The sequence below is a fragment of the Rothia mucilaginosa ATCC 25296 genome (assembly GCF_000175615.1).
Taxonomy (GTDB): Bacteria; Actinomycetota; Actinomycetes; order Actinomycetales; family Micrococcaceae; genus Rothia; species Rothia mucilaginosa.
The window spans coordinates 54,811-79,174 of record NZ_ACVO01000016.1; the positions used below are offsets into that span (position 1 = coordinate 54,811).

A 24,364-nucleotide genomic window follows, 5' to 3' on the forward strand; every position below is an offset into this window, starting at 1 on the left:
TCCACAGGCTCATTTTTGAAAAATATGCGGTTTTTGTTCAAAAACGGAGGGGTTTGGTTTGTCATAAAACCGTCACAAACACCTCAGCCACACGAGCTTCCCGCACCTTTTAAGAGCAGAATCTAGCCTTCGCTTAGTCCTCGCGCGGCAGCTCAGTACCCGGAACACCCAGCTCCGAAGCACGCTTATCAGCCATGACCAGCAGGCGACGAATACGGCCCGCAATCGCGTCCTTCGTCATCGGCGGATCAGCCAGACGACCCAGCTCATCCAACGACGCATGCTTATGCAACACACGCAGCTCACCGGCATAGCGCAGGTGATCCGGCGCCTCATGACCCAGAATCTGCAGGGCACGCTCCACGCGGGCGCTCGCCGCAACGGCAGCCTGAGCGCTACGGCGCAGATTCGCGTCATCAAAATTCGCCAGGCGGTTCGCGGTCGCACGAACCTCCTTGCGGGTGCGCGCCTCACGCCACGTGGTCAGGGTGCCGGTCGCGCCCATACGCTCCAGTAGCTGCGAAATGGTCTCGCCGTCACGCACCACCACACGGTCGGTGCCGCGCACCTCGCGTGCCTTCGCAATAATGTCCAGGCGACGAGCCGCACCCACCAGCGCGAGCGCCGCCTCCGGACCGGGGCAGGTAATCTCCAGGGAGGAGGAACGACCCGGCTCAGTCAGCGAACCGTGCGCCAAAAACGCACCGCGCATGACCGCCTCAGCGTCCTGCAGGGAGCCGTTCACCACGGCCGGCGGCAGACCACGCACCGGGCGGCCACGCAGATCCAGCAGACCGGTCTGGCGAGCCAGCGCCTCACCGCCGTGATCCACACGCACAATGTAGCGGCCGCCTCGACGCAGGCCACCACCGCTGACGCTGGTCAGCTCAGAGTCGTGGCCGTAAATCTCCGCGATGGTGCGGCGCATGCGGTGGGCGGTTGCCTCGTGGTCGACCTCAGACTCCACCACGATTCGCCCCGAGACAATGTGCAGGCCTCCGGTAAAACGCAGAATCGTAGAGATTTCTGCCTTACGAGCAGAGACTTTCGTTGCCTCGTAGCTGGCGAGTTCGTCCTTGACGAGCGTGGTTAATGCCATGAACAGGTCCTTCTAGGCGTAGTGTTTAAGTCTAAAAATCAGGAAAAAGGGCGCACATAACAGCCAGCTCAAGCAACACACTTGAGCAGCAAACCCAAGCCAGTAAACCTAAGAGCTCAGCGCAAACGCTTCGTTATACGCAGCCGCAAGCTTCAGCGGGTCGTGCACATTCGGCTGGGCGCTCGAACGTAGATGCGCCCACACAACCTTCGCACCCATCGCAGAGGCCTCACGCTCCAGCTCGGAACGGTGATCAGCCTGCATGTCAGCGTCAGCAATCACCGCGTCGAGGTACAGCTTCGGGGCGTACTGGCGCAACAAATCCAGGTGCGTTGCCGGGGTGAAGCCGACCGTCTCCTTATCGTCGGAGAGGTTCATGACCACGCAGCGGCGCGCCTCCGTGCGGATAATCGCCTCACGCTGAGCATCCAACAGCAGATGCGGCAGAACCGACGTACGCCACGAACCCGGACCCAAAACAATCCAATCGGATTCTTCAATAGCGGAGAGCGCCTCCGGGCAGGGGCGAGCATTCTCAGGGGTCAGACCAATATCGTGAACCCGCTCCTCCTTCGAGAGGTTCACCTGACCGACCACCTTCACACGCTCAATACCGCCACCGTTATGCTCACGCAGCACGGTGCCGTAAATGACCATCGGATCCAGCGCCATCGGTAGCACGCGGCCGCGCGCATTCAGCAGGGCACCCGCCCAGTCCAGACCGGCAACCGGGTCATCCAGCAGCTGCCAGAGAGTAGCAATCAGCAGGTTACCGAGAGCATGGTAATCCAGCGGGAACTCACCCTCGTAACCCTCGGGCGCGCTAAAACGATGCTGCATCACATCACGCCACGTGCGACCCCAATCGGTGTCATCACACAGCGCAGAAAGCGCCATACGCAAATCTCCCGGAGGGAGAATACCCATCTCCTCACGCAAACGACCCGACGAACCGCCATCATCAGCAACCGTCACAACAGCCGTCAAATCAGGCGTGACGTGGCGCAACGCAGACAGGGAACCGTACAGCCCGTGGCCGCCGCCCATCGCCGTGACCTTCGGCGAACGGTGCGTGGTCTTCAACAGGCGCAAAGCCTGAGTCGGCAGAGCCGGCAGGCGCGGAATACCCTGAGTGTCATAACTGGTCGAATGGGTGGACATAGTAATACCTCACATACCCGGAAGGAATGGTATGCCGGCCCCATGGGTGCGGGGCCGGACGGCGGCTAATGAAACACGACGCGGTGGTTGGGACGCGCCGGGCGGAACTTACTCGCGGCCCTTGTCACGGTGCTGAACATTCACGTTCAGCTCACCGAAAGCAGAGAGACGACGAGCCAGTTCTTCCGTCACAGCCACGGAACGGTGCTTACCACCGGTGCAGCCAATTGCGATGGTGGCGTAGTACTTGCCCTCACGGCGGTAGCCCTCAAGCACGGGGCGAAGAGCCGCAAGGTAGTTGCTGATGAACTCCTCGGTACCTGCGTGCTCCAGCACGTAGTCGCGCACCGGGGCGTCCTGACCGGTCAGGGGGCGCAGCTCCGGGACCCAGTGCGGGTTCGGGATGAAACGCATATCAGCCATGTAGTTAGCGTCCGAAGGTGCACCGTACTTGAAGCCGAAGCTCATCACGGTCAGATTGAGCTTCTTATCCGCACCCTCAGCGAACATTTCACGCACGGTACGAGCCAGCTCGTGAACGTTCATGCCGGTGGTGTCAATGGTGCGGTCAGAAGCGAGGCGCAGACCTTCAAAGAGAGTGCGTTCAGCGCGGATACCGTCGAGGACGCGGCCCTCACCCTGCAGCGGGTGCGGGCGGCGCTGAGCCTCGTAGCGGGCAATAATGGTCTCGTCCTTGGCGTCAAGAAAGAGCATGGAGAAGTCAATATCGGACTTGCGCAGAGTCTCAATCGCAGCGGGAAGATCGGAGAACAGTGCGCGGGCGCGAACGTCAATGCCGAGCGCCACCTTCGGCACTCGCGCACCGTCACGGGTCACCAGCTCAGCCAGGGAACCGAGCATCTGCGGCGGGATGTTATCGATAACGTACCAGCCCTCATCCTCAAGTACGTTTGCGACAGTGCTGCGGCCTGCACCGGAAATACCGGTGATCACCAGAATCTGAGGACGCTCCTCACTCTGGGCGGACTGTACCGTGGCGGGCTTGCTCTGATTCTCGGGCATGGTGCTTCTTCCCCTTCAACGCGAAATACTCTCTATGCCATGATACAAGACCTTTATCTGACGGTTCAGGGGTACGGTCAGAAATTTCACCAGTATGACAGAAATATGAGACGCTCCCCCGGCGGAACCCCAGAAGGAAAGAAATCCCGGTCACAAGTGCTTGCGCATAATGCTCTCCAAGGGGTCTACAGCAAGAGGCGGGCGGCGGAGTCCGCAGGGTACAGCCCCCGGCTAAGAACCTCGCGCGGTAACACTGCCGCGGGTACAGTAAAGCCCGCACGATACCTCCCACAGGAAGTACCGCACGGGCTTTGAAGATACGTAAGCAAGCGCGCACCAGCTGAGTAGCTACGCGGATGCATGAGGATTCTTAGGCAGAAAGCTCAAGCAGGAAAGCCGCCACATGCTCCAGCAGGCGCACCGACAGTTCCTTCTTCGAACCGGAGAACACCGGCGCCTCATCATTCAGAGTCGACAGCAGCGTAATCGTGTTATCGTCCGTGCCGAAACCACGATTCACACCCACCGTATTGACCGCCAAGAAATCCGTGCCCTTACGCTGTAGCTTCTCACGACCCAGCTCCAACGGAGTCTTCTCCGCCGAACCGGTCTCCGCCGCAAAACCAACAATGAGCTTCGGACCGAGGGTGCTCTCCCCCGCCTCACGAGCCTGCTGGCGGCGCACCACGACCTCACGCAGAATATCCGGGTTGCGTACCAGCTGAATCACCGGCGCATCCTCAGAATCGGCGCTCTTCTTAATCTTGAACTCGGCAAACTCGGCGGGCCTAAAATCAGCCACCGCCGCAGACATAATCAGCACATCCGCCGCCGTGCTCGCCTCAAGGGTCGCCTCACGCAGCTCCAGGGCGCTCACCACGCGGGTCACCTGCACACCCTCCGGCGCGGGAACCTCAAGGTTCGCGCCGATCAGGTGCACGGTCGCGCCCAGGTCGCGTGCCGCCTCCGCGAGCGCCACACCCTGCTTGCCGGTCGAACGGTTGCCGAGGAAGCGCACCGGGTCCAGTGCCTCACGGGTGCCGCCAGCGGTAATGACCACGAGGCGACCTGCCAGAGGACCACGCAGTGATTCGGATGCGCCAGCTGCCTGGCTGGGTTCAATCTGACCAGGCTCAGCCTTGCCCGAATCACCCTGATTCAGCAGCGCCGAAGTCAGCGTCGCCGCACGCGCCGCCGCCATGCGCTCCTGTTCCGTACCCGTGTACAGGGGCTCAGTCGGCGCGTAACCGGGCGTGTACACCGGGTGCACCTGACCCTTCGGGAAGCGCTCAATCACATCCAGCGCCACCGCGAAAATGTCCTCCGGCTCAGGCATACGACCCGGACCAGAATCCGGGCCCGTCAAACGCCCAATCGCAGGCTCGATCACGTGATAACCCCACGAACGCAGCGTCTGCACATTCGCCTGAGTCGCCGGATGCTCCCACATCTGGGTGTGCATCGCGGGCGCCAAAATCACCGGGGCGTGCGTCGTCAACACCGTAGAGGACAGCAGATCATCCGCACGACCAGCCGCCAAACGAGCCAGCAAATCAGCGGTCGCCGGGGCAATCACCACAGCGTCAGCCTGCTCGGCCTGACGCACATGGTTCACCTCCGGCACGCGGTCAAACACGTCCGTTGAGACGGGGTTGCCGCTCAGCGCCTCCAGGGTGGGAACACCCACGAACTTCGTCGCGTTCGGGGTGGGCATGGCGATAACTTCGTCGCCATTCTTCGCAAAAAGACGAAGGAGCATCGCCGCCTTATACGCAGCAATGCCCCCTCCAATACCAACGATAATGCGCATGGTACGTCAAAGAATCCTTGTAGAAGCAGATTACTCAGCGGACTCGTCGAGGATAACCTCTTCGATAGCAATAACCTCTTCGCTACCTGCGGGGATGTACTCCTCCTCGATAGCGCCAGAGAACTCAGCCGCGCTGAAATCAATCACAGCGGACAGATCCTCGGGAACGGGGTAGCCGTCCTCGTCGAACTTTGCGTCCGGGCGGTGCTCCGCCACAACACGGTCAGCAATGATTTCACGCATTGCCACCGACAGGGACTTCTCGTTCGACTCAGCGTCAACCAGCGGGCCAACGTGCGCAGCAGTATTGTCCTGCAGGTTAGCGTAGTACGCGTTAATCTGGCGTGCACGGCGGGCACCGAAAATCACCAGGCCGTACTTGGACTCCGCCTTCTCAATCAGCGCGTCAGCGCTGGGGCTCACGATGCCCTCGGGAGCGACACCGTCAACGAAGTTGTAGTCCTCGTGTTCCTTGATTTCGTTTGCCACTAAAAACTCCAAATAGCTTGATGGAATGTACGTACCGACCACCCCCGTACACCGTTCGCGCTATGGCGCAAACCGGGCGCACTGAGGGCACGGTCAAAACTAAAGAACTATTCTACCCTCTCAACGGCTAAAACGCACGTACCAGCCCAGATAAAAGGCAGACCGGCAGGCACAGAGTAGCGGGCACAGGGCAAACAAAAGGCGGGGGCTCCGAAGAAAACTCTTCGAAACCCCCACCCTTCACAACTCCTCACGGCAGAACTACAGGTCGGAAGAAACTCTAGCCCCACCGCAAACGCAAAGCATGCAGATTAGGCGGCGCCAATCAGCTCAGCAATCTCCTTCGCTGCACGCTCAACAGAGTCGTTGACGACCGTGACGTCAAATTCCTTCTCAGCAGCCAACTCAACCTTCGCGGTTTCAAGGCGACGAGCTTGCTCCTGCTCACTCTCGGTACCTCGACCCACCAGACGCGACACCAGCTCATCCCAGCTCGGAGGAGCCAAGAAAATCAGGCGAGCATCAGGCATGGTCTCGCGAATCTGGCGAGCACCCTGCAGGTCAATCTCAAGGATCACCGGGCGGCCAGCATCCAGAGCCTCCTGGACCTTAGCGCGCGGAGTACCGTACTTGTTCTTACCGTGCACCACAGCGTACTCAAGCATCTGACCGTCAGCAATCATCTGGTCAAACTCTTCCATCGAAACGAAATAGTAGTGAGTACCGTCAACCTCACCGGGGCGAGGATCACGAGTGGTAGCGGAAACAGAGAACCACACGTTCGGGTAGTTCTCACGAATGTACTGGCACACCGTACCCTTGCCAACAGCAGTGGGGCCAGCCAGTACGGTGAGAGTCGGCTGAGACATAGCTTCCTTACTGTGCCTTCATCGGCTGAAGGCACGATGTGTTAGGACTGAGAAGACTCGGAAGACTGACCAGCAGTCTTACGACGTGCACGGTTCAAATACCGCGAATTACGGTTGAAGTACTCCACCATCTTGCGACGCTGGTGTACACCAAGGCCGCCAAGGCGGCGAGTCGGTGCAATATGAAGTTCTTCAATGATGCGTTCAGCGCGAACGGCACCAATGCCCGGAAGTGCGCGCAGCATCTGCCCCACCGGCATTTTAGCCAGTGCAGGGTCGGAATCGACCATATCGAGCACCTGACGCACGGAAAGTTCACGTTCACTCAGTGCACGCTTAATTTCCTGGCGGTGTGCTCGGGCAAGTACTGCCTTCTCGCGGGCGGAGGCGCGCGCATCCTCAGTTAGCGGAGTCAGCGGCATGGTTGGGTCCCCCATTTCTGCGAGTTATAGAATTTTACTTATCAACTAATGTAACACGGATAGCACGAGAACCCTCGTTCCACCCGCGGTACTCACCCTCGCACCAACAATGCGTCTACGCACGTCAGCACGTAAATATCAGGGAGTACCCCTATAGCATAGCGGAGTATTCGCCCTATCAAAAGTGGAGCCACGCACGTGCCTCAAAGAGCAGGCGCACTCCCCCACTACAGAGGTGAGAAAACTCGCATCGGCGCGAGTGTGCGGCGGCAAAATTATGCATGCGGGTGTACCGAAAAAATGCGATAAAAGAGGCACGCACAAGGTGTACGCAAAAGGGGCGCGCACCCCGAACAGACCCTCAACAGAATCCACCCGGAGCACACGCCCCTCTCACACAACACGCGGACTACGCGCCGCGAGCCGCCAACAGGTCATCACGAGCCGCCTGCGCAGCCTGAGCCAAACCCTCAACCGACGGGCCCGCAGCGAGCACGCCGCGGCTGGAATTCACCAGCACCTGCGACTCCACACCCGCGAACACACGGTACAGGTCAGCGGCCGAGGCACCCTGAGCGCCGTAACCGGGCGACAGAATCGGGCCGTTGAAGGAACCCAGGTCAATACCCAGGTCAACCAGCGCCTGGCCGACGGTCGCACCGACCACCAGGCCGCACGGGCCCATCTGCTCCCACTGGCGGGAGGCGTTCTCGGCTACCGCCGCGGCAATAATGCGCTTGGCCACCGCGCCCCCAGACTCGCCGGAATGGCCAGACTCCGACGCGCCCACGTGCTGAACGCTCTTACCCTCAGGGTTCGAGGTCAACGCCAACACGAACGTGCCGCGGTCATTCTCATCAGCCAAATCCAGCGCCGGACGTAGCGACTCAAAACCCAGGTACGGGCTCAAAGTCACCGAATCGGTACCCAGCGGCGACGAGGAGCCGAGCCACGCATCCGCGTACGCCTTCATGGTCGAACCGATATCGCCGCGCTTAGCATCAGCAACAATCAGCACACCATCAGCGGCAGCGCGGGCAAACAGCGCCTCCAGCACAGCAAGACCAGCCGAACCGTGACGCTCAAACAGCGCCACCTGAGGCTTCAACGCCGCCGCAAACGGGGCGCAACCCTCATAGACCGCCTCAGTAAAAGCAGCCAGGCCGGCAGCAGAATCCTCAAGACCCCACTGCTCCAGCAGGTTCGGATGCGGGTCAATACCCACACACAGCGGGCCGCGCTCCGCCATCGCCTTCGCCAGACGATCACCAAAAGCAGCGGACATTACGCCTCGCCACCCTCGGAACGAGCATCCACAGCGGCAGCCAGCTGAACGCCGTGCTCCTGCAGGCTCATGATGTCCCAGCTGTGCTCACGCAGAGCATTAATCGCCTGAACAGCCGCAGCGAACTCAGAGATAGTGGTCATGACCGGGCAGCCCACCGAAACCGCAGCGGCACGAATCTCGTAACCATCGCTACGAGCAGCACCACCGGCAGGGGTGTTCAGAATCAGGTCAATGTCACCATTGCGGACCATGTCCACAATCGAGTGGTCGCCATTCGCCTCAGCGAACTTCGAGGCCACAATCACCGAGTTCAAGCCGTTACGGCGCAGAATCTCAGCGGTACCACCGGTCGAAACGATCTCAAAGCCCAGCGACTCCAGCATCTTCGCGTAAATAATGACGTTACGCTTATCGTGGTTAGCCACCGAAATGAACACCTTACCGGAGGTCGGCAGCGGCGAACCAGCACCAGCCTGAGCCTTCGCGAACGCGGTGTCATAGTGCTTATCCAGACCCATGACCTCACCGGTCGAACGCATCTCCGGGCTCAGCAGCGAATCCACCACAACACCCTCGGGAGTGCGGAAACGAGCGAACGGCAGAACCGCAGCCTTCACAGCAATCGCAGTTTCCTCAGGCAGGGATGCGCCATCCATGTTCGACGGCAGGTAACCCTCAGCCTTCAGCTCCGCAATGCTCTTACCCAGACCAATCAGCACGGCAGCCTTAGCCATCTGCACGCCGGTAGCCTTCGACACGAACGGAACAGTACGAGACGCACGCGGGTTCGCCTCAATCACGTACAGGTTCTCAGACACGTACGCGAACTGAATGTTAATCAGGCCGCGAACACCGGTGCCGCGAGCAATCTTCTCGGTAGCGTCCTTCACCTTCGCGATGATGTCCGGGCCGAGAGTAATCGGAGGCAGAGTACAGGAAGAGTCACCCGAGTGAATACCAGCTTCCTCAATGTGCTCCATGACGCCGCCCAAGTACAGCTCCTCGCCGTCGAACAGAGCGTCAACGTCAATCTCGATAGCGTCCTCAAGGAACTTATCAATCAGAGCAGGCTGCGAAGGCGAAACCTCGGTAGCGTTCTCCAGGTAGCGTGCCAGGTTCGCCTCATCGTAGACGATCTCCATGCCACGGCCGCCCAGCACGTACGAAGGACGAACCAGAACCGGGTAACCAATCTCATCAGCGATGCGCTTAGCACCCTCGAAAGTGAACGCGGTACCGTTCTTGGGCGAAATCAGGCCGCCCTCCTCCAGCACGCGGGAGAACTCGCCGCGGTCCTCAGCCAGGTCAATAGCCTCGGGGGTGGTGCCCAGAATCGGCACGCCCGCATCCTTCAGGGCACGAGCCAGCTTCAGCGGAGTCTGACCGCCCAGCTGAACGAACACGCCCATCAGACCGCCGGTACGACGCTCCGACTCAACAATCTCAAGCACATCCTCAAGGGTGAGCGGCTCAAAGTACAGGCGAGTCGAAATATCGTAGTCAGTCGAAACAGTCTCAGGGTTGCAGTTGACCATAACAGTCTCGTAACCGAGCGAACGCAGCACCAGCGAAGCGTGCACGCAGGAGTAGTCGAACTCGATACCCTGACCGATACGGTTCGGGCCCGAACCCAGAATCATAATCGAGGGCTTCTCGTGGTGCGCAACCTCATCCTCCAGGTCGTAGGAGGAGTAGTGGTACGGAGTGAACGCCTCAAACTCGGCAGCACAGGTGTCAACAGTCTTGAAGACCGGGCGGATACCCAGAGCGTGGCGAACACCGCGCACAACATCCTCAGAAGAGCCGATAATCTCAGCAATCTGAGCGTCCGAGAAACCGTGACGCTTAGCCAGCTTCAAGGTCTCCGGATCAAGGTTGTCACGCTTAGCGTGAACCACGCCGGCAACCTCATTCAGCAGCACCAGCTGATCCAGGAACCACGGGTCAATCTTGGTAGCCTCGTGCAGCTGCTCCACGGTAGCGCCAGCCAGCAGAGCCTGCTGAACCTGGTAAATACGCTGAGTGGTCGCAACCTTAGTCTTCTCAATCAGCTCAGCCAGCTCAGCCTCAGACAGAGACAGCGGCTTGAACGAGAAGGACGCGCCCTTCTGCTCCAGCGAACGCATCGCCTTCTGCAGAGCCTCAGTGAAGTTACGGCCCAGAGCCATAGCCTCGCCAACACTCTTCATGGTGGTGGTCAGGGTCGGGTCAGCAGCCGGGAACTTCTCAAACGCGAAGCGCGGAACCTTCACAACCACGTAGTCGAGGGTCGGCTCGAAGGACGCCGGGGTCTTCTGGGTGATATCGTTCGGAATCTCATCCAGGGTGTAACCCAGGGACAGCTTGGTCGCAATCTTCGCAATCGGGAAGCCGGTAGCCTTCGACGCGAGCGCCGAGGAACGAGACACGCGCGGGTTCATCTCAATGACGATGATGCGGCCGGTCTTCGGGTCAATCGCGAACTGGATATTACAACCACCGGTGTCCACGCCAACCTCACGAATCACGTTGATCGCGATGTCGCGCAGCTTCTGGAACTCACGGTCGGTCAGAGTCAGTGCGGGTGCCACGGTGATGGAGTCACCGGTGTGCACGCCCACGGGGTCGAAGTTTTCGATGGAGCAGACGACCACGACGTTGTCGTTGGTGTCACGCATCATCTCCAGCTCGTATTCCTTCCAGCCGAGGATGGACTCCTCCAGCAGGACCTCGCTGGTCGGCGAGTACTGAATACCGGCGCCGGCAATACGGTAGAGGTCTTCCTCGTTGTACGCCATACCCGAGCCGAGACCACCCATGGTGAAGGAGGGGCGAACCACCATCGGGTAGCCCAGCTCCTTAGCGGCTTCCAGCGCCTCCGGCATGGAGTGAACAATCACCGAGCGGGCAGACTCGCCGCCGGCGCGCTCTACCACGCCCTTGAATGCTTCACGGTCCTCACCGAGGTTAATCGCCTCAATGTTCGCGCCGATCAGCTCAACATTGTACTTGGAGAGCACGCCGCGCTCATCCAGGGAGATAGCCGCGTTCAGCGCGGTCTGACCACCCAGGGTCGGCAGGATTGCGTCCGGCTTTTCCTTCTCGATGATCTTCTCAATCACCTCGGGGGTGATGGGTTCAATGTAGGTGGCGTCCGCGAACTCGGGGTCGGTCATGATGGTTGCCGGGTTCGAGTTCACGAGGATGACGCGCACGCCCTCCTCCTTCAGCACGCGCAGCGCCTGAGTGCCGGAGTAGTCAAATTCCGCTGCCTGACCGATGACGATGGGGCCGGAACCGATGACGAGGACGCTATTAAGGTCAGTACGACGAGGCATTTATGCTTCCTTTGCAGTCTTGGTTGCGACCATCAGGTCGATGAAACGGTCAAAGAGGTAGGCGGAATCGTGCGGGCCCGCAGCAGCCTCGGGGTGGTACTGCACGGAGAACGCGGGAATGTCCTTACAGGTCAGGCCCTCAACCACGTTGTCGTTCAGACCCACGTGGGAGACCATGACCTGACCGAACTCGGCGTTCGGTGCGGTCATGTAGTCGCCAATCGGCGCGTCCACAGCGAAGCCGTGGTTCTGGGCGGTGATTTCAACCTTGCCGGTGGTCTTGTCCATGACCGGCTGGTTGATGCCGCGGTGGCCGAAGGGCAGCTTGTAGGTGCCGAAGCCCAGGGCGCGGCCGAGCAGCTGGTTACCGAAGCAGATGCCGAAGAACGGGGTGCCCTTACGCAGCACGCCCTGTAGCAGCTCAACCTGCTCGTCAGCGGTTGCCGGGTCACCGGGGCCGTTGGAGAAGAACACGCCGTCAGGGTTGTGGGAGTAGATGTCCTCGAGGGTTGCGCTTGCGGGCAGCACGTGCACGCGCACGCCACGCTCAGCGAAACGCTGCGGGGTCATCGACTTGATGCCCAGGTCCAGGGCGACGATGGTTGCGACCGGGGGTGCGAACCAGTTGAACTGGTGAGGCTCAACGGTGTAGGCGGTGTCAACCGAAACGGAGTCAGCGAGCTTACGGCCAGCCATCGGCTCGGAGGCGCGCACCTCCTCCAGCAGTTCAGCTTCGGGGCGTTCTGCGTGCTCACCGGAGAACACGCCCGCACGCATCGAACCGCTCGAACGCAGGCGGCGGGTCAGGGCACGAGTGTCAATGCCCTGAATACCGACGATGCCCTGCTCGATGAGCTCTTCGTCAAGGGTGCGCTCAGAACGCCAGTTGGATGCCACGCGTGCTGCGTCGCGAACCACGTAGCCGGCAACCCAAATCTTGCGGGACTCAGCGTCGGTGGTGTTCACGCCGGTGTTGCCAATATGGGGAGCGGTCTGAACCACAATCTGACCCGCGTAGGAGGGGTCGGTCAGGGTTTCCTGGTAGCCGGTCATACCGGTCGAGAAAACCGCCTCGCCCAGGGACGCGCCGGTTGCGCCGTAGCCGTAGCCGCGGTAGACGGTGCCGTCCTCCAGGACGAGCAGCGCGCGGTCCGTACGCAGGGCGCCGGATCGTGTCATGTCAGTCATGCTCTTCTTCCTTTTCTCTGGTGTTCTCCCCCGCTTCCTGTACGGCCTCTACCGTGCAGGTTCCGGGGTAGTCTATGGTGCCTTCGGCGGGTGTTCGTCTGACCTCAGGCAAAATCTATGGGTGTGGGTGCGCAGTGATATTGCACCGCGATATTGCGCCGGGTTTTAGGCTTCCGGTTCTGCCGCCCACTTCTCGGGCGCATCCACAGCGTTCGGGGCGATGCGACGCAGCTCCCGCAGTACCGCCTGCTTGTCCTCGGCGTAGCGGGTGCGGAAGCCAGTCTGCACACGGTGACCGTCCAGGGTCCAACCGATCACGACCAGGCCGTTCTTCTCCACAACCTTGCCCGCCATACCACGGTCGGTGGTGATGACTGCGAGCTTCTTCGCCGGGATCCACAGGTCCTTCGCGCCGTTACGGGTGAAGATGATGCTGTCCGGGTAAATCAGCAGGGTGGACTTGCTCTTGAAGCCGAGCGAATCGAAACCCACGCGGTCCAGCCAGTTACCGAAGATCGTGGTGCTGACGTACTCGCCCTCAAAAGCGGCGTCAGCGGTCATGCCCTCGTAGCGTTCGGGAACTTCCTTGAGGGAGCCGAACATGTTCGCCTGGCGTGCCAGGCGCGAGCGCCATCCGTGCCACATGCCGTAGATGCACAGGGCGACCAGGGCGATGCAGATGACGGCGGTCAGGAACTTTCCCACGAAGGTTCTCTCTTTCGGTTGGGGTCTCGGTCGATAATCTCGGCCTGGGTTGATGAGGTTGGGGGCGGTGCTCCCGGCGAGGCGGTGGCAGGCGCGAACCTACCACCGCCAGGCACGGTCACCACGTACGTTCGCCTCGCGGGTTTAGCGGCGCGGGGTTGCCAGCTCGCCGTTCAGCACGGTCGGGTGGCCAGCGTAGAAGGTTGCACGGATCGAGCCGGGCACCTCCATGTCGCGGTAGGGGTTGTTCTTACCCTTGGTTGCCTGCTCCTCCGGCTTGATGACGCGGGTTGCCTTCGGGTCGACCAGCACAATGTTTGCCGGTTCGCCTTCGGCAAGCGGGCGGCCCTGCTCGTGGTCCAGGCGACCAATCTTCGCGGGCTCCTCGGAGAGGATGCGTGCCACATCGCGCCAGGTAATCATGTCGGTATCAACCAGGGTCATTTGGATGATGGACAGTGCCTGCTCCAGGCCGGTCATACCGTTCGCGGCGCACGCCCACTCGCATTCCTTGGTCTCTGCCGGGTGCGGTGCGTGGTCGGTACCAATCACGTCGATGATGCCGTCAGCAACTGCCTGACGCAGCGCCATGACATCCTCTTCGGTGCGCAGCGGCGGGTTCACCTTGAAAATCGGGTCGTAGGTGCGTGCGGTCTCGTCGGTGAGCAACAGGTGGTGCGGGGTTGCCTCCGCGGTCACCTTCACGCCGCGGGACTTAGCCCAGCGCACAACCTCAATGGAGCCCTTGGTGGACAGGTGGCAGATGTGTAGCTTGGAGTCCAGGTGCTCAGCCAGCAGCACGTCGCGGGCAATGATTGCCTCTTCAGCGACGGCGGGCCAGCCGGTCAGACCCAGGTCAGCGGACACCTTACCTTCGTTCATCTGGGCGCCTTCGGTCAGGCGCGGCTCCTGCGCGTGCTGGGCAATAACACCGTCGAAGGTCTTGACGTATTCGAGGGCGCGGCGCATCACGGCCGGATCGTACACGCACATGCCGTCGTCAGAGAACACGCGCACGTTCGCGGTGGAGTTCGCCATGCCGCCGATGTCGGAGAGGCGCTCGCCCTTCAGACCCACGGTCACTGCGCCGATAGGCTGCACGCGGCACCATGCGGATTCCTTGCCGAGGCGGTCAACCTGCTCAACGACTGCGGCGGTGTCTGCCACGGGCATGGAGTTTGCCATGGCGAACACTGCGGTGTAGCCGCCCAGGGCTGCCGCGCGGGTGCCAGTCTCGACGGTTTCGGATGCCTCGTAGCCGGGCTGACGCAGGTGGGTGTGGATGTCGACCAGGCCGGGCAGCGCCACCTGGCCTGCCGCCTCGACGACCTGTGCGTCTGCGGCGTCAATGTTCTCTGCGATGCGGCTAATCACGCCGTCCTCGATGAGGATGTCGGCGACCTTTTCGCCGTAGAGGCTTGCGCCCTTGATCAGGTACTTGCTCATGGTGTTGGTTCCTCTCGTTAGGAAGGTCGTTTAGGATTCGTCGCCGGCGTAGAGCTTGGCGCTGGAGCCGTCGGTCAGAAGCAGGTAGAGCACCGCCATGCGCAACGCCACGCCGTTGCTGACCTGGCGCAGGACCCAGGAGTTGGTGGCGTCGGCGGCTTCGGTGCAGATTTCCAGGCCGCGGTTCATGGGGCCCGGGTGCAGGATTGCGACCGGCTGCGGCTGTGCCTGCAGGGTTGCGAAGCGTTCGGCGGTCAGGCCCCACAGCTCGGTGTACTCCTCGGCGGAGGGGAAGTACGCGGCGTTCATGCGTTCCTTCTGGATGCGCAGCAGCATGACGGCGTCGGGGTTGGTGGCGATGGCTTCGTCGAAGTCGTGGAAGATTTCCACGCCGGCTTCTTCAACCCAGGAGGCGGTGTTCAGCGGCAGCAGGGTCGGCGGTGCGACGAAAACGACCTGCGCGCCGAGGGTGGTCAGCAGCCAGAGGTTGGAGCGTGCCACACGCGAGTGCAGGATGTCGCCGACGATGAGCACGCGCATGCCGGACAGGTCGGTGCCGCGGGGGCTGTCGAGGCCGTCGCGTTCTGCCTTGTACTGGCGCAGGGATACGGCGTCGAGCAGTGCCTGGGTGGGGTGTGCGTGGGTGCCGTCGCCCGCGTTGAGTACGGGGATGTCGGTCCAGCCTGCCTCGGCGAGGCGCTGCGGTGCGCCGGATGCCGAGTGGCGAATCACGAACGCATCCGCGGCAATCGCCTTGAGGGTCTGCGCGGTGTCCTTGAGCGACTCGCCCTTAGACAGGGAGGAGCCAGAAGCGGAGAAGTTGGTGACGGCGGCGCCCAGGCGCTTCTCTGCGGCTTCGAAGGAGAGGCGGGTTCGGGTGGAGTCCTCGAAGAAGAGGTTGACGACGGTCTTGCCGTTGAGCACGTTGAGGGTGCGGTTTTCGGCTTTGACCTGCGCCATGTAGTCGGCGACGTCAAGGATTTCGATGGCTTCTTCGCGGGTTAGTTCGCGGGTGTCGAGCAGATGCTTCATGAGAGCCCTCCCAGCTGGATAATGTCAACTCGGTCTGTTGCGTTGTCGGTTTCAGTCAGTACGACGCGCACGGTTTCGCTAGCGCTGGTGGGCAGGTTTTTGCCCACGTGGTCGGCGCGGATGGGTAGTTGCCGGTGTCCGCGGTCTACGAGGACTGCCAGGCGTACGAGGGCGGGTCGTCCGTGGGCGTTGAGTGCGTCGAGGGCGGCGCGTACGGTGCGGCCGGAGTAGAGGACGTCGTCAACGAGGACTACGGTTTTACCTTCAATGCCGATGGTGGGCATGATACTCTCCCCTGCGGTATCTGGGGAGGTGGTGCCGTTGGGCGAGACGGGCTGGTCGTCGCGGTAGGCGGTGATGTCCAGGGCGCCGAGTCGGGTTTCTGCGTTGAAGTTCGGCTCGATGGCTTGGATGCGGGCGGCGAGTCGTACGGCGAGGGGCACGCCGCGGGAGCGGATGCCGATGAGTACGAGGTTTTCTACGCCTTTGTTGGTTTCGATGATTTCGTAGGCGATGCGGGTGAGGGCGCGGCGGATTTCGTCCTCGCTGAGGATGGTGCGGCCGACGGTGGTCGCGTCCTCGGAGGCGTTTTGAGGGGTTGCCGAATGGGGGGCTGCGGTTACGTTTCGCCCCTGATTCGCGCCGGATGTGGGTACAGTTGACCCAGGCATAGCCGTCTCCTTCCCCGCCTCACGGGACGGATTTAAAGGTTTTGTGCTTCTAGTAGGGTACCACAGTTCACAGGCTACGTTCAGGTTCGGCGAGAGACCGCTCACGGTGAGAGGGTTGCGGGGATATTGAGGGTGCCTCTTGAAGGCGCACACCTGTAGCACGAGATAAAAATAGAAGTGGGAAGGTAGTTGAAGCACACTCAGATATACTTCAAATACCTTCCCATTTCTGAAAGCGTTAGTGCCGCGAGGGCTTGCAGTCACCTTGGATTTTGCGTCCCTTTTGAAGCGCATACACACCGTCAGGTCGACGAATCATAATGTTCTCGCGCATTTCCTCTGTTGCGAGAGAATCATCAAGAACAATAGGTTCGCCGGTTGGCCAGCGAATGCTTCCCCAGTCTTCGCAATACTGCACACGCACAATGGCGTTAGGGGTGCTCTGCCCGTTTTGGTCCGTTGAGGCAGATACTTCGACTACTTCTACATCGCGGATTTCAATCTGCCCACTGAACGACCCTTCCTGAAGTGTTTCACGTAAGTCCGCAAAACCATCCAGGGTGCTTTTAACGCCCTTCGGTTCCATATACTTAGCGAGCTCCTCTTCACTGGTATGTTCCAGATCCCCCTGCATCCAGGCATTCCGAAGGCGCACGTCTTGTTCCAACACTTGCATAGCTGCTTCTCCTGCAGCTTTTCGTGCTTCTTCTGAGTCAACAGTGGTATCAACGGCGGCACGGATTTCGACAACCTCAGAACCGGTCGGGGTGTGTGAAGGAGTAGGGGTTGCGGAAGCCTCAGCACTTGCCGATTCAGCGCTCGCGGAAGTGGAAGCGCTCGATTCTGCGTTGACCTGCGCGCCGCCGGAACAAGCGGACAGGGCGAGCATCATCGCCGCAGAGAGCGCGGCAATAGAACTACGGTTAAACATCATTGTTGGTTCTTTTCTGGTGTGTGGTTGTGTAAACCGCAGAATTATCCACGCAACAACGTGTGGAATTCAGCGGAATGTTATCGGTTGATGCCATTACCCTAACATATACCCACGGAGCACACACCCTGGCTCGCTATTTGTCCATTTTGGCAATGTTCCGTTCATATAGGTGCAGACAAGGGCATATCTGAGGTATGCATAGAGGCGCATACCGGACACGCAGGGCGACCGCATCCGCTCAAAGCGAGTAGCTGATACTGGCCGAGGCGCATACCGGGCACGCGGGGCGGGGGCTCCGTCCTCAAGGCGCCCCAGCGCCGCAGAGGGGGCACTCCCCCGCCTGCGTTGTCCGGTGAAGCCTCCCGGCACATCCGCTACTGCCCCCAACCCCCGCGAGCGCATCCCAACCCCAGGCACAAAACAAGCTCAACCTAGACACAGAAAACCCCCGCCGTCCTGTAGCGAACTACAGTACGGCGGGGGTTTCACGTACGTTCCCCTGCGGGCGCATCCTCAAACAGCGAACCAACCAGCTACAAGCCAGCAGGCCGCGGCGGGACGTCTTACGCGAGCAGGGTCGGCTTCACCTGACGGAGCTTATCCAGCAGACCGTTCACGAACTTCGGAGATTCATTCGTGGACAGCACACGCGCCAGACCGACAGCCTCAGAAATTGCGACAGCATCCGGAACTTCGTCATTGTACAGAAGCTCCCAAGTGCCAATACGCAGCACGGCACGGTCCACGGCGGGCATACGCTCGAAGGACCAGTCACGGGCGTAAGTCTCCACAAACTCGCGGATCTCTTCGTCGTGGTCGCGGACGCCACGAATGATTTCCTCAGAGTAAGCAGAAATCTGCGCTACCGTGTACAGTCGGCGGCGGCGGAGTACCTCAATATAATCTTCGTTGCGCTGATCCGCCTCGAAGAGCACTTCGAGGGCGCGCAATCGGGCTTTCGTACGCGAATTCATTAGTCGTTCACGCGACCGAGGTACTCACCGGTGCGGGTGTCAACCTTGACCTTGGTGCCGGTCTCCAGGAACAGTGGAACCTGAATCTCGTAGCCGGTCTCAACGGTTGCGGGCTTGGTGCCGCCGGTGGAGCGGTCACCCTGCAGGCCGGGCTCAGTGTAGGTGATTTCGAGGACCACGGATGCGGGCAACTCGATGTACAGGGGGCTGCCCTCGTGCATTGCGATGGTTGCGGTCTGGGATTCGAGCATGTAGTTTGCTGCGTCGCCGACAACGGTTGCGGGAACGTTGATCTGGTCGTAGGTCTTCATGTCCATGAAGACGTAGTCGTCGCCGTCCTGGTACAGGTACTGGTAGTCGGAGCGGTCAACGGTTGCGGTTTCGATCTTAGCGCCAGCGTTGAAGGTACGGTCGACGACCTTGCCGGAGGTAACGTTGCGCAGCTTGGTGCGGACGAATGCGCCACCCTTGCCGGGCTTAACGTGCTGGAACTCTACGACGGACCAGAGGTTGCCGTCAATCTTCAGGACGGCGCCGTTCTTAATATCGGTAGTGGATGCCATGGGGCTCTCCTTCGTGTCATCGACGCTCACGCCGTAGTGGTACCCGGCGAGGCGCTAAGTTTTCAATGAGCAAAAATATGTCCCGTACATTCTACAGGATGCGCACGAATTTGCCTAGCAGGGGCGCCACAGTTTTTCTGTGGCGCCCCGCCCGGCTGCCGCATGCTGGTGTGCATATGCTGGCAGCCGCGTGGCGGGTGCATCCGGTAAATGTACGGGACCCGTCACCTACTCGGTAATCTCCTGGTAGGTCATGTACAGGATCGAGTCGTCCGGCACCTCGTAGACGCGCGGGCGAGCCAAACCGTCAAGAATGATGAAGCGCAGCAGGTTGCCGCGTGCCTTCTTGTCGCGGCGCATTGCTTCGAGCAGCTGGGGCCATGCGTCTGCTTTGTAGGAGGTGGGCAGGCCCAGGGATTCGAGGATGCGGCGGGTGCGTGCCACGAGTTCTTCATCGGCGTGGCCGGTTGCCAGCGCCAGTTCGGCGGCGTAGACCATGCCGACGGACACTGCCGCGCCGTGACGCCACTGGTAGCGTTCGTTGCGTTCGATAGCGTGGGCGAGGGTGTGGCCGTAGTTTAGGATTTCGCGGCGGCCGGATTCGCGCAGGTCCTCGGAGACGACCTCGGCCTTCACGCGCACGCTGCGTTCAATGAGTTCACGCATCACGGCGGACTGCGAGTCGCGTACGGCGTTCGGGTTCGCCTCGATCAGGTCGAGAATTTCAGGGTCTGCGATGAAGCCGCACTTGACGACCTCACCCATACCGGTCAGCAGCTCGTGTTCAGGCAAGGTGCGCAGGGTGCCAATCTCGCAGAGCACGGCGGCGGGCGGCCAGAACGCGCCGACCAGGTTCTTACCTTCGGCGGTGTTGATGCCGGTCTTACCGCCCACGGCGGCGTCCACCATGCCGAGCAGGGTGGTCGGAATGTGGATGACGCGCACGCCGCGCAGCCAGGTTGCCGCGACGAAGCCGGCGACGTCGGTAATAGCGCCGCCGCCCACGGAGATGATCGCGTCGGTGCGGGTGAAGTCATTCTGACCGAGCACCTGCCAGCAGAACGCCGCCACCTGGTAGTGCTTTGCCTCCTCAGCGTCCGGGATTTCGGCGCTGAACGATTCGTAGCCCATGGCGCGCAGGTCTTCCATGACCAGCTCACCGGTGGAACGCAGGGCACGCGGGTGAATCACGAGCACCTTCTTGGTGCGGTTGCCCAGAATTTCGGGGATTTTACCGAGCAGGTTGTGGCCGATGAGAACCTCATAGTTCTCACGCGGGGAGCTGCCGGTCACCGGGATGCGGGTGATATCTTCCGCGCCGGAGGCACCGAAAGTGGGGGTGGGCTGAGTGCTCATCATGTGTCCTTTCACAGGTGAGGGGTTATGCTTGGGGGCGCTGCGCGCGGGAGGCGCGAGTTGCGGTCACGTACGCCTGGATTTCGGCGGTCATCTCGGTGATGGGGCGGCCGCCTCGTGCGTCCAGGGTGAAGTGCGCCAGCTCTTCGTATCGGCTGCGGCGGCGCTCAAAAATTTCGGTCCACCGCTCGACCGGGTTCGGCTGCAGCAGCGGGCGGGTCTTATTGCCGGTAATGCGCGGGGTGACGGTGTCAGCATCAACGAGGATGTACACCACACATTCGTCCTTGAGCAGCTCCGCGACCGAGTCGGTCATGGGCGCGCCACCGCCCAGGGAAAACACCGTGTTGCGGTACACGGGCGAGGTGAGGACCTCTTCGATGGTTTTGCGTTCGAGCTCGCGGAAGTACGCCTCACCGAAAATCTCGAAGATTTCGGAGACTTCGCCGTAGCGTTCCACGATGAGCTGGTCGGCGTCGAGGAACTCGTAGCCGTAGAAACGCGCAAGGTGCGTACCAATGTAGGTTTTACCTGCCGCCATGGGGCCGATGAGCACGATGGGTCGGGAGCGTTCCGCGAAGTTCTCGTGCATTTCACGCACCTGCTGCGGGTGGATGCGAGCGCCGGCGGACTCGTCTTCTGCGAGCGCCTCTGCGGGGGCGGCAAGCTCTGTGGGGACGGTGAGCTCTGCGGGTGCCACAGATTCAGCCGGGGTTGCGGGCAGTTCGGAAGCGTCGAGGGGCTTCTCCCCCGCCTGGTTCTCTTCTTCCGCGGCGGGTGCTGCGGGCGCAGCAACCTGAACCTTGCCGAACAGCGCCGGGGTCGGACGAACCGGCTTGGCGGGTTCAGCCGCGGGCACAGCTACAGGATGTGCAGGTGCAGTTGCAGGGATTGCAGGCACAGCCGGTGCAGACTGGGGTTCAGCCTTCTGCACGGGAGCAGAAGCGGTAGCGCTCTCCCCCGCCGCCTCTGCAGGCTGAGCCTGCATCGGAGGTGCCGGCTTGGGCGCGGCAGGCTTAGGCACAGTCGGCTTAGGCACAGTCGGCTTGGGCACAGCGACTACTGACGGCGCGGCCGGTTTTGGAGCTGCTGGCTTGGGTGCTTCCGCCTTCGCGGGTTCCTTGCGGGGCTCCTCTTCGGCGGTGCCCATGCCCTGCAGGGCGCTGAGCAGCTTCAGGCGCAGGTCCTCGTCCAGGCCGAGCGCCTGGTCGGCGTCCTCAGATACCGAGGAGGCGTACAGGCGCACACCCTGCGTGCTCGCCGTAGCGGCGGCGGGCAGGGGACGGGCGCCAGAACGCATCAAATCAGCGGGGGTGGGCACGCGAGAAGCCGGACGCACAGAAGAAACTGACGCAGAAGAAACCGAGGCGGTAGCCTCACGCGCAACAGTCTCACGAACCCCAGCGCCAGCAACCTCAACAGCCCCAGCGCCCGCAGCCTCAACACTCTGCTCAGCCGCAGCAGGTACACCGGGTTCAGATACACCGGATTCTGCGCCGGATTCCGGGCGCGGCGAAGCGCCCCCTCGCGCACGCTGCGTTGCCGCAGCAATACGCGCAAGGGGGCTCGAAGCGACCGGGCGAACACCCTGCTCCACAGAAACCTCCCCGGAACCGCGACCCTTAGCGCCGCGGCCCTCAGACTCCGCCGGAAGGGGCACTACGCGTCCCAACCAGCCACGTTAGACTCCCACGCCAGAGACGCCGGAATGGCGTCCAGGTAGGAATCCATGTTGCGGCGAGTCTCACCAATCGAGTCGCCGCCAAACTTCTCCAGTGCAGCCTCAGCGAGCACCAGGGCGACCATAGCCTCCGCCACCACGCCGGCGGCGGGAACGGCACACACGTCCGAACGCTGGTGGTGGGCGCGAGCCTCTTCACCGGTGGAAGTGTCAATGGTCTTCAGAGCCTTCGGCACGGTCGCAATGGGCTTCATTGCCGCGCGCACACGCAGCAGGTCGCCAATGCTCATGCCGCCCTCAATACCACCTGCACGGTTGGTATCGCGGGTAACGCCGTGCTCACCGATGGAAATCTCGTCGTGAGCGGCAGTGCCCGGGCGGTCAGCGGTCGCAAAACCGTCGCCAACCTCAACGCCCTTAATAGCCTGAATACCCATCAGCGCTGCGGCAAGACGCGCGTCCAGGCGGCGGTCCCAGTGCACGTACGAACCCAGTCCGGGAGGCATACCGTACGCGAGCACCTCAACCACGCCGCCGAGAGTCTCGCCGTCCTTGTGTGCCTCGTCCACGCGCTGAACCATCGCGTCGGAGGTTGCCTTGTCGAAGCAGCGCAGCGGGTCAGCGTCCAGCTGGTCAACGTTGCGGGGTGAAGGCACCGGGGCGCCCTCGGGAGCGTGCACGCCACCCACAGCCACGGTGTGAGAAACCAGCTCAACACCCAGAGCCTTCAAAATCTGGGCGGCAACCACGCCAAGAGCCACGCGGGTCGCAGTCTCACGTGCGGAGGCGCGCTCCAGCACCGGGCGAGCCTCAGAGAAGTTGTACTTCTGCATACCCGCAAAATCGGCGTGACCGGGGCGCGGACGGGTCAGCGCAGCATTACGCGCACGACCCTCAATCAGCTTCGGATCCACCGGGTCGGAGCTCATCACGTCAGTCCACTTGGGCCACTCGGTGTTCGCAATCTCAATAGCGACCGGGCCGCCCTGAGTCAGGCCGTGACGCACACCGCCCAGGATGCGCACGCGGTCCTCCTCGAACTTCATGCGGGCACCGCGACCGTAGCCGAGGCGGCGACGAGCCAGGGCGTCACGCACCATGTCGCTGGTGAGTTCCACACCGGCGGGTACGCCCTCAATAATGCCGACGAGCGCCTCGCCGTGGGATTCTCCGGCAGTGAGCCAACGCAGGGCCATAGGTTAACCTCTTTTCATCGCACCCGCACCGCAGCGCAGGAGGAAGGAATAATAATTCTTCACGTGTATAAATAGTGTATAAAATGCCCGTTTACTGAGCGAGTGAAAGCACGCTTTTTTCACGAAACGGAAGCACGAGGGGCAAGACCAACCGCCGCGCACATCGCATTCACCAAGCCCAGCAGTTCACCCTCAGACAGGGTGCGGTCGGTAAACAGCAGCACCTGCTCCACCGCCTGGTACAGCAGCATCTCCAGGCCAGAAACCACCGTGCCGCCGTTAGCCTCCCAGGCGCTCGCCAGCACCGAAGGCCACGGGTTATACGCAACATCGAGCAGTACCGGCCGGTGCGTCGCGGAGGCGCCCTTCAGCCCGCTCAGCTGGCTCGCCCATTCATCCGCCGCATGCGCCGGAAGAGTAGACACCACCGGGTGATGACCGCGCTCCACAAGATTCTGCGGCAGCTCAGCCAGGGAAACCTGCTCCAGCTGAACACCCAGGCGGTCCGCCGCCTCCTGCACGCTACCGAGCTTATGCAACGAACGGGCGTACACGCTCACACGGGAATACCCCAGCTGATGCAGTGCGGTCAGGGCGGAAATAGCGGTCGCTCCCCCACCCACAATCGCGGCAGAATCCTTGAGTGGCTGCGGCTCCAAACCGGCGTGGCGCAGCGCGTTCACAATGCCGATCACGTCAGTGTTATCGCCCAGCACCTTCTCACCGCGCGGATACACCGTGTTCACCGCACCGGTCACGCGGGCAGTCTCACTCAGCTCATCGCAATACTTAATGACCGCGGTCTTCAACGGCATCGTCACCGACAAACCCGCAATATACGGGGCGTCCTCCGTACCCTTCGGGTGACGCACACCGTGCATAATCGCCGGCAAATCATCGGGCAGAGTATCGCGGCGATCATAACCCAAATTCTGCTCACCCAAAAAGTCATACGCGGCACGATGCAGCGCGGGCGACAGCGAATGCGCAATAGGGTGCCCCAGCACGTAGGCGCGGCGAAGATATGGGGCCTCACGGTACGGTTCAGTCTTCATCGATACTCTCTCGCTCTCAACGCTGGGGAACACTCTCAACACTCAACGCTCGGGGCTTGCGGGCTTGCGGACACGCACGCCACGA

21 protein-coding genes are annotated in these 24,364 nt (G+C 61.5%); all 21 read right to left on the reverse strand.

All coding sequences use genetic code 11. The features are described 5' to 3' along the window. Positions 1-133: 133 nt before the first annotated feature. A complete protein-coding gene (gene whiA / locus ROTMU0001_RS06095) occupies positions 134-1,099 on the reverse strand; it encodes a DNA-binding protein WhiA (protein ID WP_005508705.1) in 966 nt (321 codons plus the stop codon). A gap of 108 nt (positions 1,100-1,207) precedes the next feature. Beyond that, positions 1,208-2,260 carry a gluconeogenesis factor YvcK family protein gene (locus ROTMU0001_RS06100; protein WP_005508706.1) on the reverse strand — a complete coding sequence of 351 codons (1,053 nt, stop codon included), beginning with the start codon at positions 2,258-2,260 and terminating at the stop codon, positions 1,208-1,210. Between the two features lie 108 nt (positions 2,261-2,368). Further along, positions 2,369-3,283 carry an RNase adapter RapZ gene (rapZ, locus tag ROTMU0001_RS06105; protein ID WP_005505957.1) on the reverse strand — a complete coding sequence of 305 codons (915 nt, stop codon included), beginning with the start codon at positions 3,281-3,283 and terminating at the stop codon, positions 2,369-2,371. A gap of 370 nt (positions 3,284-3,653) precedes the next feature. Next, the gene (locus ROTMU0001_RS06110; RefSeq protein ID WP_005508712.1) at positions 3,654-5,093 is read right to left on the reverse strand and encodes a bifunctional phosphopantothenoylcysteine decarboxylase/phosphopantothenate synthase; all 1,440 of its coding nucleotides are present in this window, start codon (positions 5,091-5,093) and stop codon (positions 3,654-3,656) included. Between the two features lie 30 nt (positions 5,094-5,123). Then, a complete protein-coding gene (gene rpoZ, locus ROTMU0001_RS06115; RefSeq protein WP_005508713.1) occupies positions 5,124-5,582 on the reverse strand; it encodes a DNA-directed RNA polymerase subunit omega in 459 nt (152 codons plus the stop codon). A 311-nt stretch (positions 5,583-5,893) separates the two neighbouring features. Continuing rightward, positions 5,894-6,451, reverse strand: coding sequence for a guanylate kinase (gene gmk / locus ROTMU0001_RS06120; protein ID WP_005505951.1), 558 nt, complete (start codon positions 6,449-6,451; stop codon positions 5,894-5,896). A 41-nt stretch (positions 6,452-6,492) separates the two neighbouring features. Continuing rightward, positions 6,493-6,873, reverse strand: coding sequence for an integration host factor, actinobacterial type (mihF, locus tag ROTMU0001_RS06125; RefSeq protein ID WP_005508715.1), 381 nt, complete (start codon positions 6,871-6,873; stop codon positions 6,493-6,495). A gap of 409 nt (positions 6,874-7,282) precedes the next feature. Continuing rightward, the gene (gene pyrF, locus ROTMU0001_RS06130; RefSeq protein ID WP_005508716.1) at positions 7,283-8,158 is read right to left on the reverse strand and encodes an orotidine-5'-phosphate decarboxylase; all 876 of its coding nucleotides are present in this window, start codon (positions 8,156-8,158) and stop codon (positions 7,283-7,285) included. Beyond that, a complete protein-coding gene (gene carB / locus ROTMU0001_RS06135) occupies positions 8,158-11,478 on the reverse strand; it encodes a carbamoyl-phosphate synthase large subunit (protein WP_005508717.1) in 3,321 nt (1,106 codons plus the stop codon). The genes pyrF and carB overlap by 1 nt, the downstream gene beginning before the upstream one ends. Next, positions 11,479-12,666 (reverse strand): glutamine-hydrolyzing carbamoyl-phosphate synthase small subunit, encoded by a 1,188-nt coding sequence (gene carA / locus ROTMU0001_RS06140; RefSeq protein ID WP_005508720.1) that lies wholly within the window; start codon positions 12,664-12,666, stop codon positions 11,479-11,481. Positions 12,667-12,831: 165 nt separating this feature from the next. Further along, positions 12,832-13,371 carry a PH-like domain-containing protein gene (locus ROTMU0001_RS06145; RefSeq protein WP_005508722.1) on the reverse strand — a complete coding sequence of 180 codons (540 nt, stop codon included), beginning with the start codon at positions 13,369-13,371 and terminating at the stop codon, positions 12,832-12,834. Between the two features lie 144 nt (positions 13,372-13,515). Then, entirely contained in the window at positions 13,516-14,817 is a 1,302-nt protein-coding gene (locus ROTMU0001_RS06150) for a dihydroorotase (RefSeq protein WP_005508723.1), read from the reverse strand. Between the two features lie 30 nt (positions 14,818-14,847). Further along, positions 14,848-15,849, reverse strand: a complete 1,002-nt coding sequence (locus tag ROTMU0001_RS06155; protein WP_005508724.1) for an aspartate carbamoyltransferase catalytic subunit — start codon at positions 15,847-15,849, stop codon at positions 14,848-14,850. Next, positions 15,846-16,520, reverse strand: coding sequence for a bifunctional pyr operon transcriptional regulator/uracil phosphoribosyltransferase PyrR (gene pyrR, locus ROTMU0001_RS06160; RefSeq protein ID WP_005508726.1), 675 nt, complete (start codon positions 16,518-16,520; stop codon positions 15,846-15,848). The genes ROTMU0001_RS06155 and pyrR overlap by 4 nt, the downstream gene beginning before the upstream one ends. 238 nt (positions 16,521-16,758) lie before the next feature. Then, complete coding sequence (locus tag ROTMU0001_RS06165) at positions 16,759-17,454, reverse strand: hypothetical protein (RefSeq protein WP_005508727.1); 696 nt, start codon at positions 17,452-17,454, stop codon at positions 16,759-16,761. A gap of 563 nt (positions 17,455-18,017) precedes the next feature. Beyond that, the gene (gene nusB, locus ROTMU0001_RS06170; RefSeq protein WP_005505934.1) at positions 18,018-18,428 is read right to left on the reverse strand and encodes a transcription antitermination factor NusB; all 411 of its coding nucleotides are present in this window, start codon (positions 18,426-18,428) and stop codon (positions 18,018-18,020) included. Next, positions 18,428-18,991, reverse strand: coding sequence for an elongation factor P (gene efp, locus ROTMU0001_RS06175; protein ID WP_005505932.1), 564 nt, complete (start codon positions 18,989-18,991; stop codon positions 18,428-18,430). Before efp ends, nusB begins: the two co-directional genes overlap by 1 nt. Positions 18,992-19,219: 228 nt before the next feature. Beyond that, on the reverse strand, positions 19,220-20,347 hold the full coding sequence (aroB, locus tag ROTMU0001_RS06180) for a 3-dehydroquinate synthase (protein ID WP_005505930.1): 1,128 nt from the start codon (positions 20,345-20,347) through the stop codon (positions 19,220-19,222). Between the two features lie 25 nt (positions 20,348-20,372). Continuing rightward, entirely contained in the window at positions 20,373-22,007 is a 1,635-nt protein-coding gene (locus ROTMU0001_RS06185; protein WP_005508729.1) for a shikimate kinase, read from the reverse strand. Further along, a complete protein-coding gene (aroC, locus tag ROTMU0001_RS06190) occupies positions 22,007-23,224 on the reverse strand; it encodes a chorismate synthase (RefSeq protein WP_005508730.1) in 1,218 nt (405 codons plus the stop codon). Before aroC ends, ROTMU0001_RS06185 begins: the two co-directional genes overlap by 1 nt. Before the next feature lie 119 nt (positions 23,225-23,343). Continuing rightward, the gene (locus tag ROTMU0001_RS06195) at positions 23,344-24,279 is read right to left on the reverse strand and encodes a shikimate dehydrogenase (RefSeq protein WP_005508732.1); all 936 of its coding nucleotides are present in this window, start codon (positions 24,277-24,279) and stop codon (positions 23,344-23,346) included. Positions 24,280-24,364 lie beyond the last annotated feature (85 nt).

Bases quoted from the DNA above. Each gene is read 5' to 3' on its own strand.
- ROTMU0001_RS06100 (WP_005508706.1), bottom strand. From the start codon at position 2,260: ATGTCCACCCATTCGACCAGTTATGACACTCAGGGTATTCCGCGCCTG.
- carA (WP_005508720.1), bottom strand. From the start codon at position 12,666: ATGACTGACATGACACGATCCGGCGCCCTGCGTACGGACCGCGCGCTG.
- gmk (WP_005505951.1), bottom strand. From the start codon at position 6,451: ATGTCTCAGCCGACTCTCACCGTACTGGCTGGCCCCACTGCTGTTGGC.
- nusB (WP_005505934.1), bottom strand. From the start codon at position 18,428: ATGAATTCGCGTACGAAAGCCCGATTGCGCGCCCTCGAAGTGCTCTTC.
- efp (WP_005505932.1), bottom strand. From the start codon at position 18,991: ATGGCATCCACTACCGATATTAAGAACGGCGCCGTCCTGAAGATTGAC.
- ROTMU0001_RS06150 (WP_005508723.1), bottom strand. From the start codon at position 14,817: ATGAGCAAGTACCTGATCAAGGGCGCAAGCCTCTACGGCGAAAAGGTC.
- carB (WP_005508717.1), bottom strand. From the start codon at position 11,478: ATGCCTCGTCGTACTGACCTTAATAGCGTCCTCGTCATCGGTTCCGGC.
- ROTMU0001_RS06155 (WP_005508724.1), bottom strand. From the start codon at position 15,849: ATGAAGCATCTGCTCGACACCCGCGAACTAACCCGCGAAGAAGCCATC.
- rapZ (WP_005505957.1), bottom strand. From the start codon at position 3,283: ATGCCCGAGAATCAGAGCAAGCCCGCCACGGTACAGTCCGCCCAGAGT.
- ROTMU0001_RS06110 (WP_005508712.1), bottom strand. From the start codon at position 5,093: ATGCGCATTATCGTTGGTATTGGAGGGGGCATTGCTGCGTATAAGGCG.
- pyrF (WP_005508716.1), bottom strand. From the start codon at position 8,158: ATGTCCGCTGCTTTTGGTGATCGTCTGGCGAAGGCGATGGCGGAGCGC.
- mihF (WP_005508715.1), bottom strand. From the start codon at position 6,873: ATGCCGCTGACTCCGCTAACTGAGGATGCGCGCGCCTCCGCCCGCGAG.
- whiA (WP_005508705.1), bottom strand. From the start codon at position 1,099: ATGGCATTAACCACGCTCGTCAAGGACGAACTCGCCAGCTACGAGGCA.
- aroC (WP_005508730.1), bottom strand. From the start codon at position 23,224: ATGGCCCTGCGTTGGCTCACTGCCGGAGAATCCCACGGCGAGGCGCTC.
- ROTMU0001_RS06195 (WP_005508732.1), bottom strand. From the start codon at position 24,279: ATGAAGACTGAACCGTACCGTGAGGCCCCATATCTTCGCCGCGCCTAC.
- ROTMU0001_RS06165 (WP_005508727.1), bottom strand. From the start codon at position 17,454: ATGATGTTTAACCGTAGTTCTATTGCCGCGCTCTCTGCGGCGATGATG.
- aroB (WP_005505930.1), bottom strand. From the start codon at position 20,347: ATGAGCACTCAGCCCACCCCCACTTTCGGTGCCTCCGGCGCGGAAGAT.
- pyrR (WP_005508726.1), bottom strand. From the start codon at position 16,520: ATGCCTGGGTCAACTGTACCCACATCCGGCGCGAATCAGGGGCGAAAC.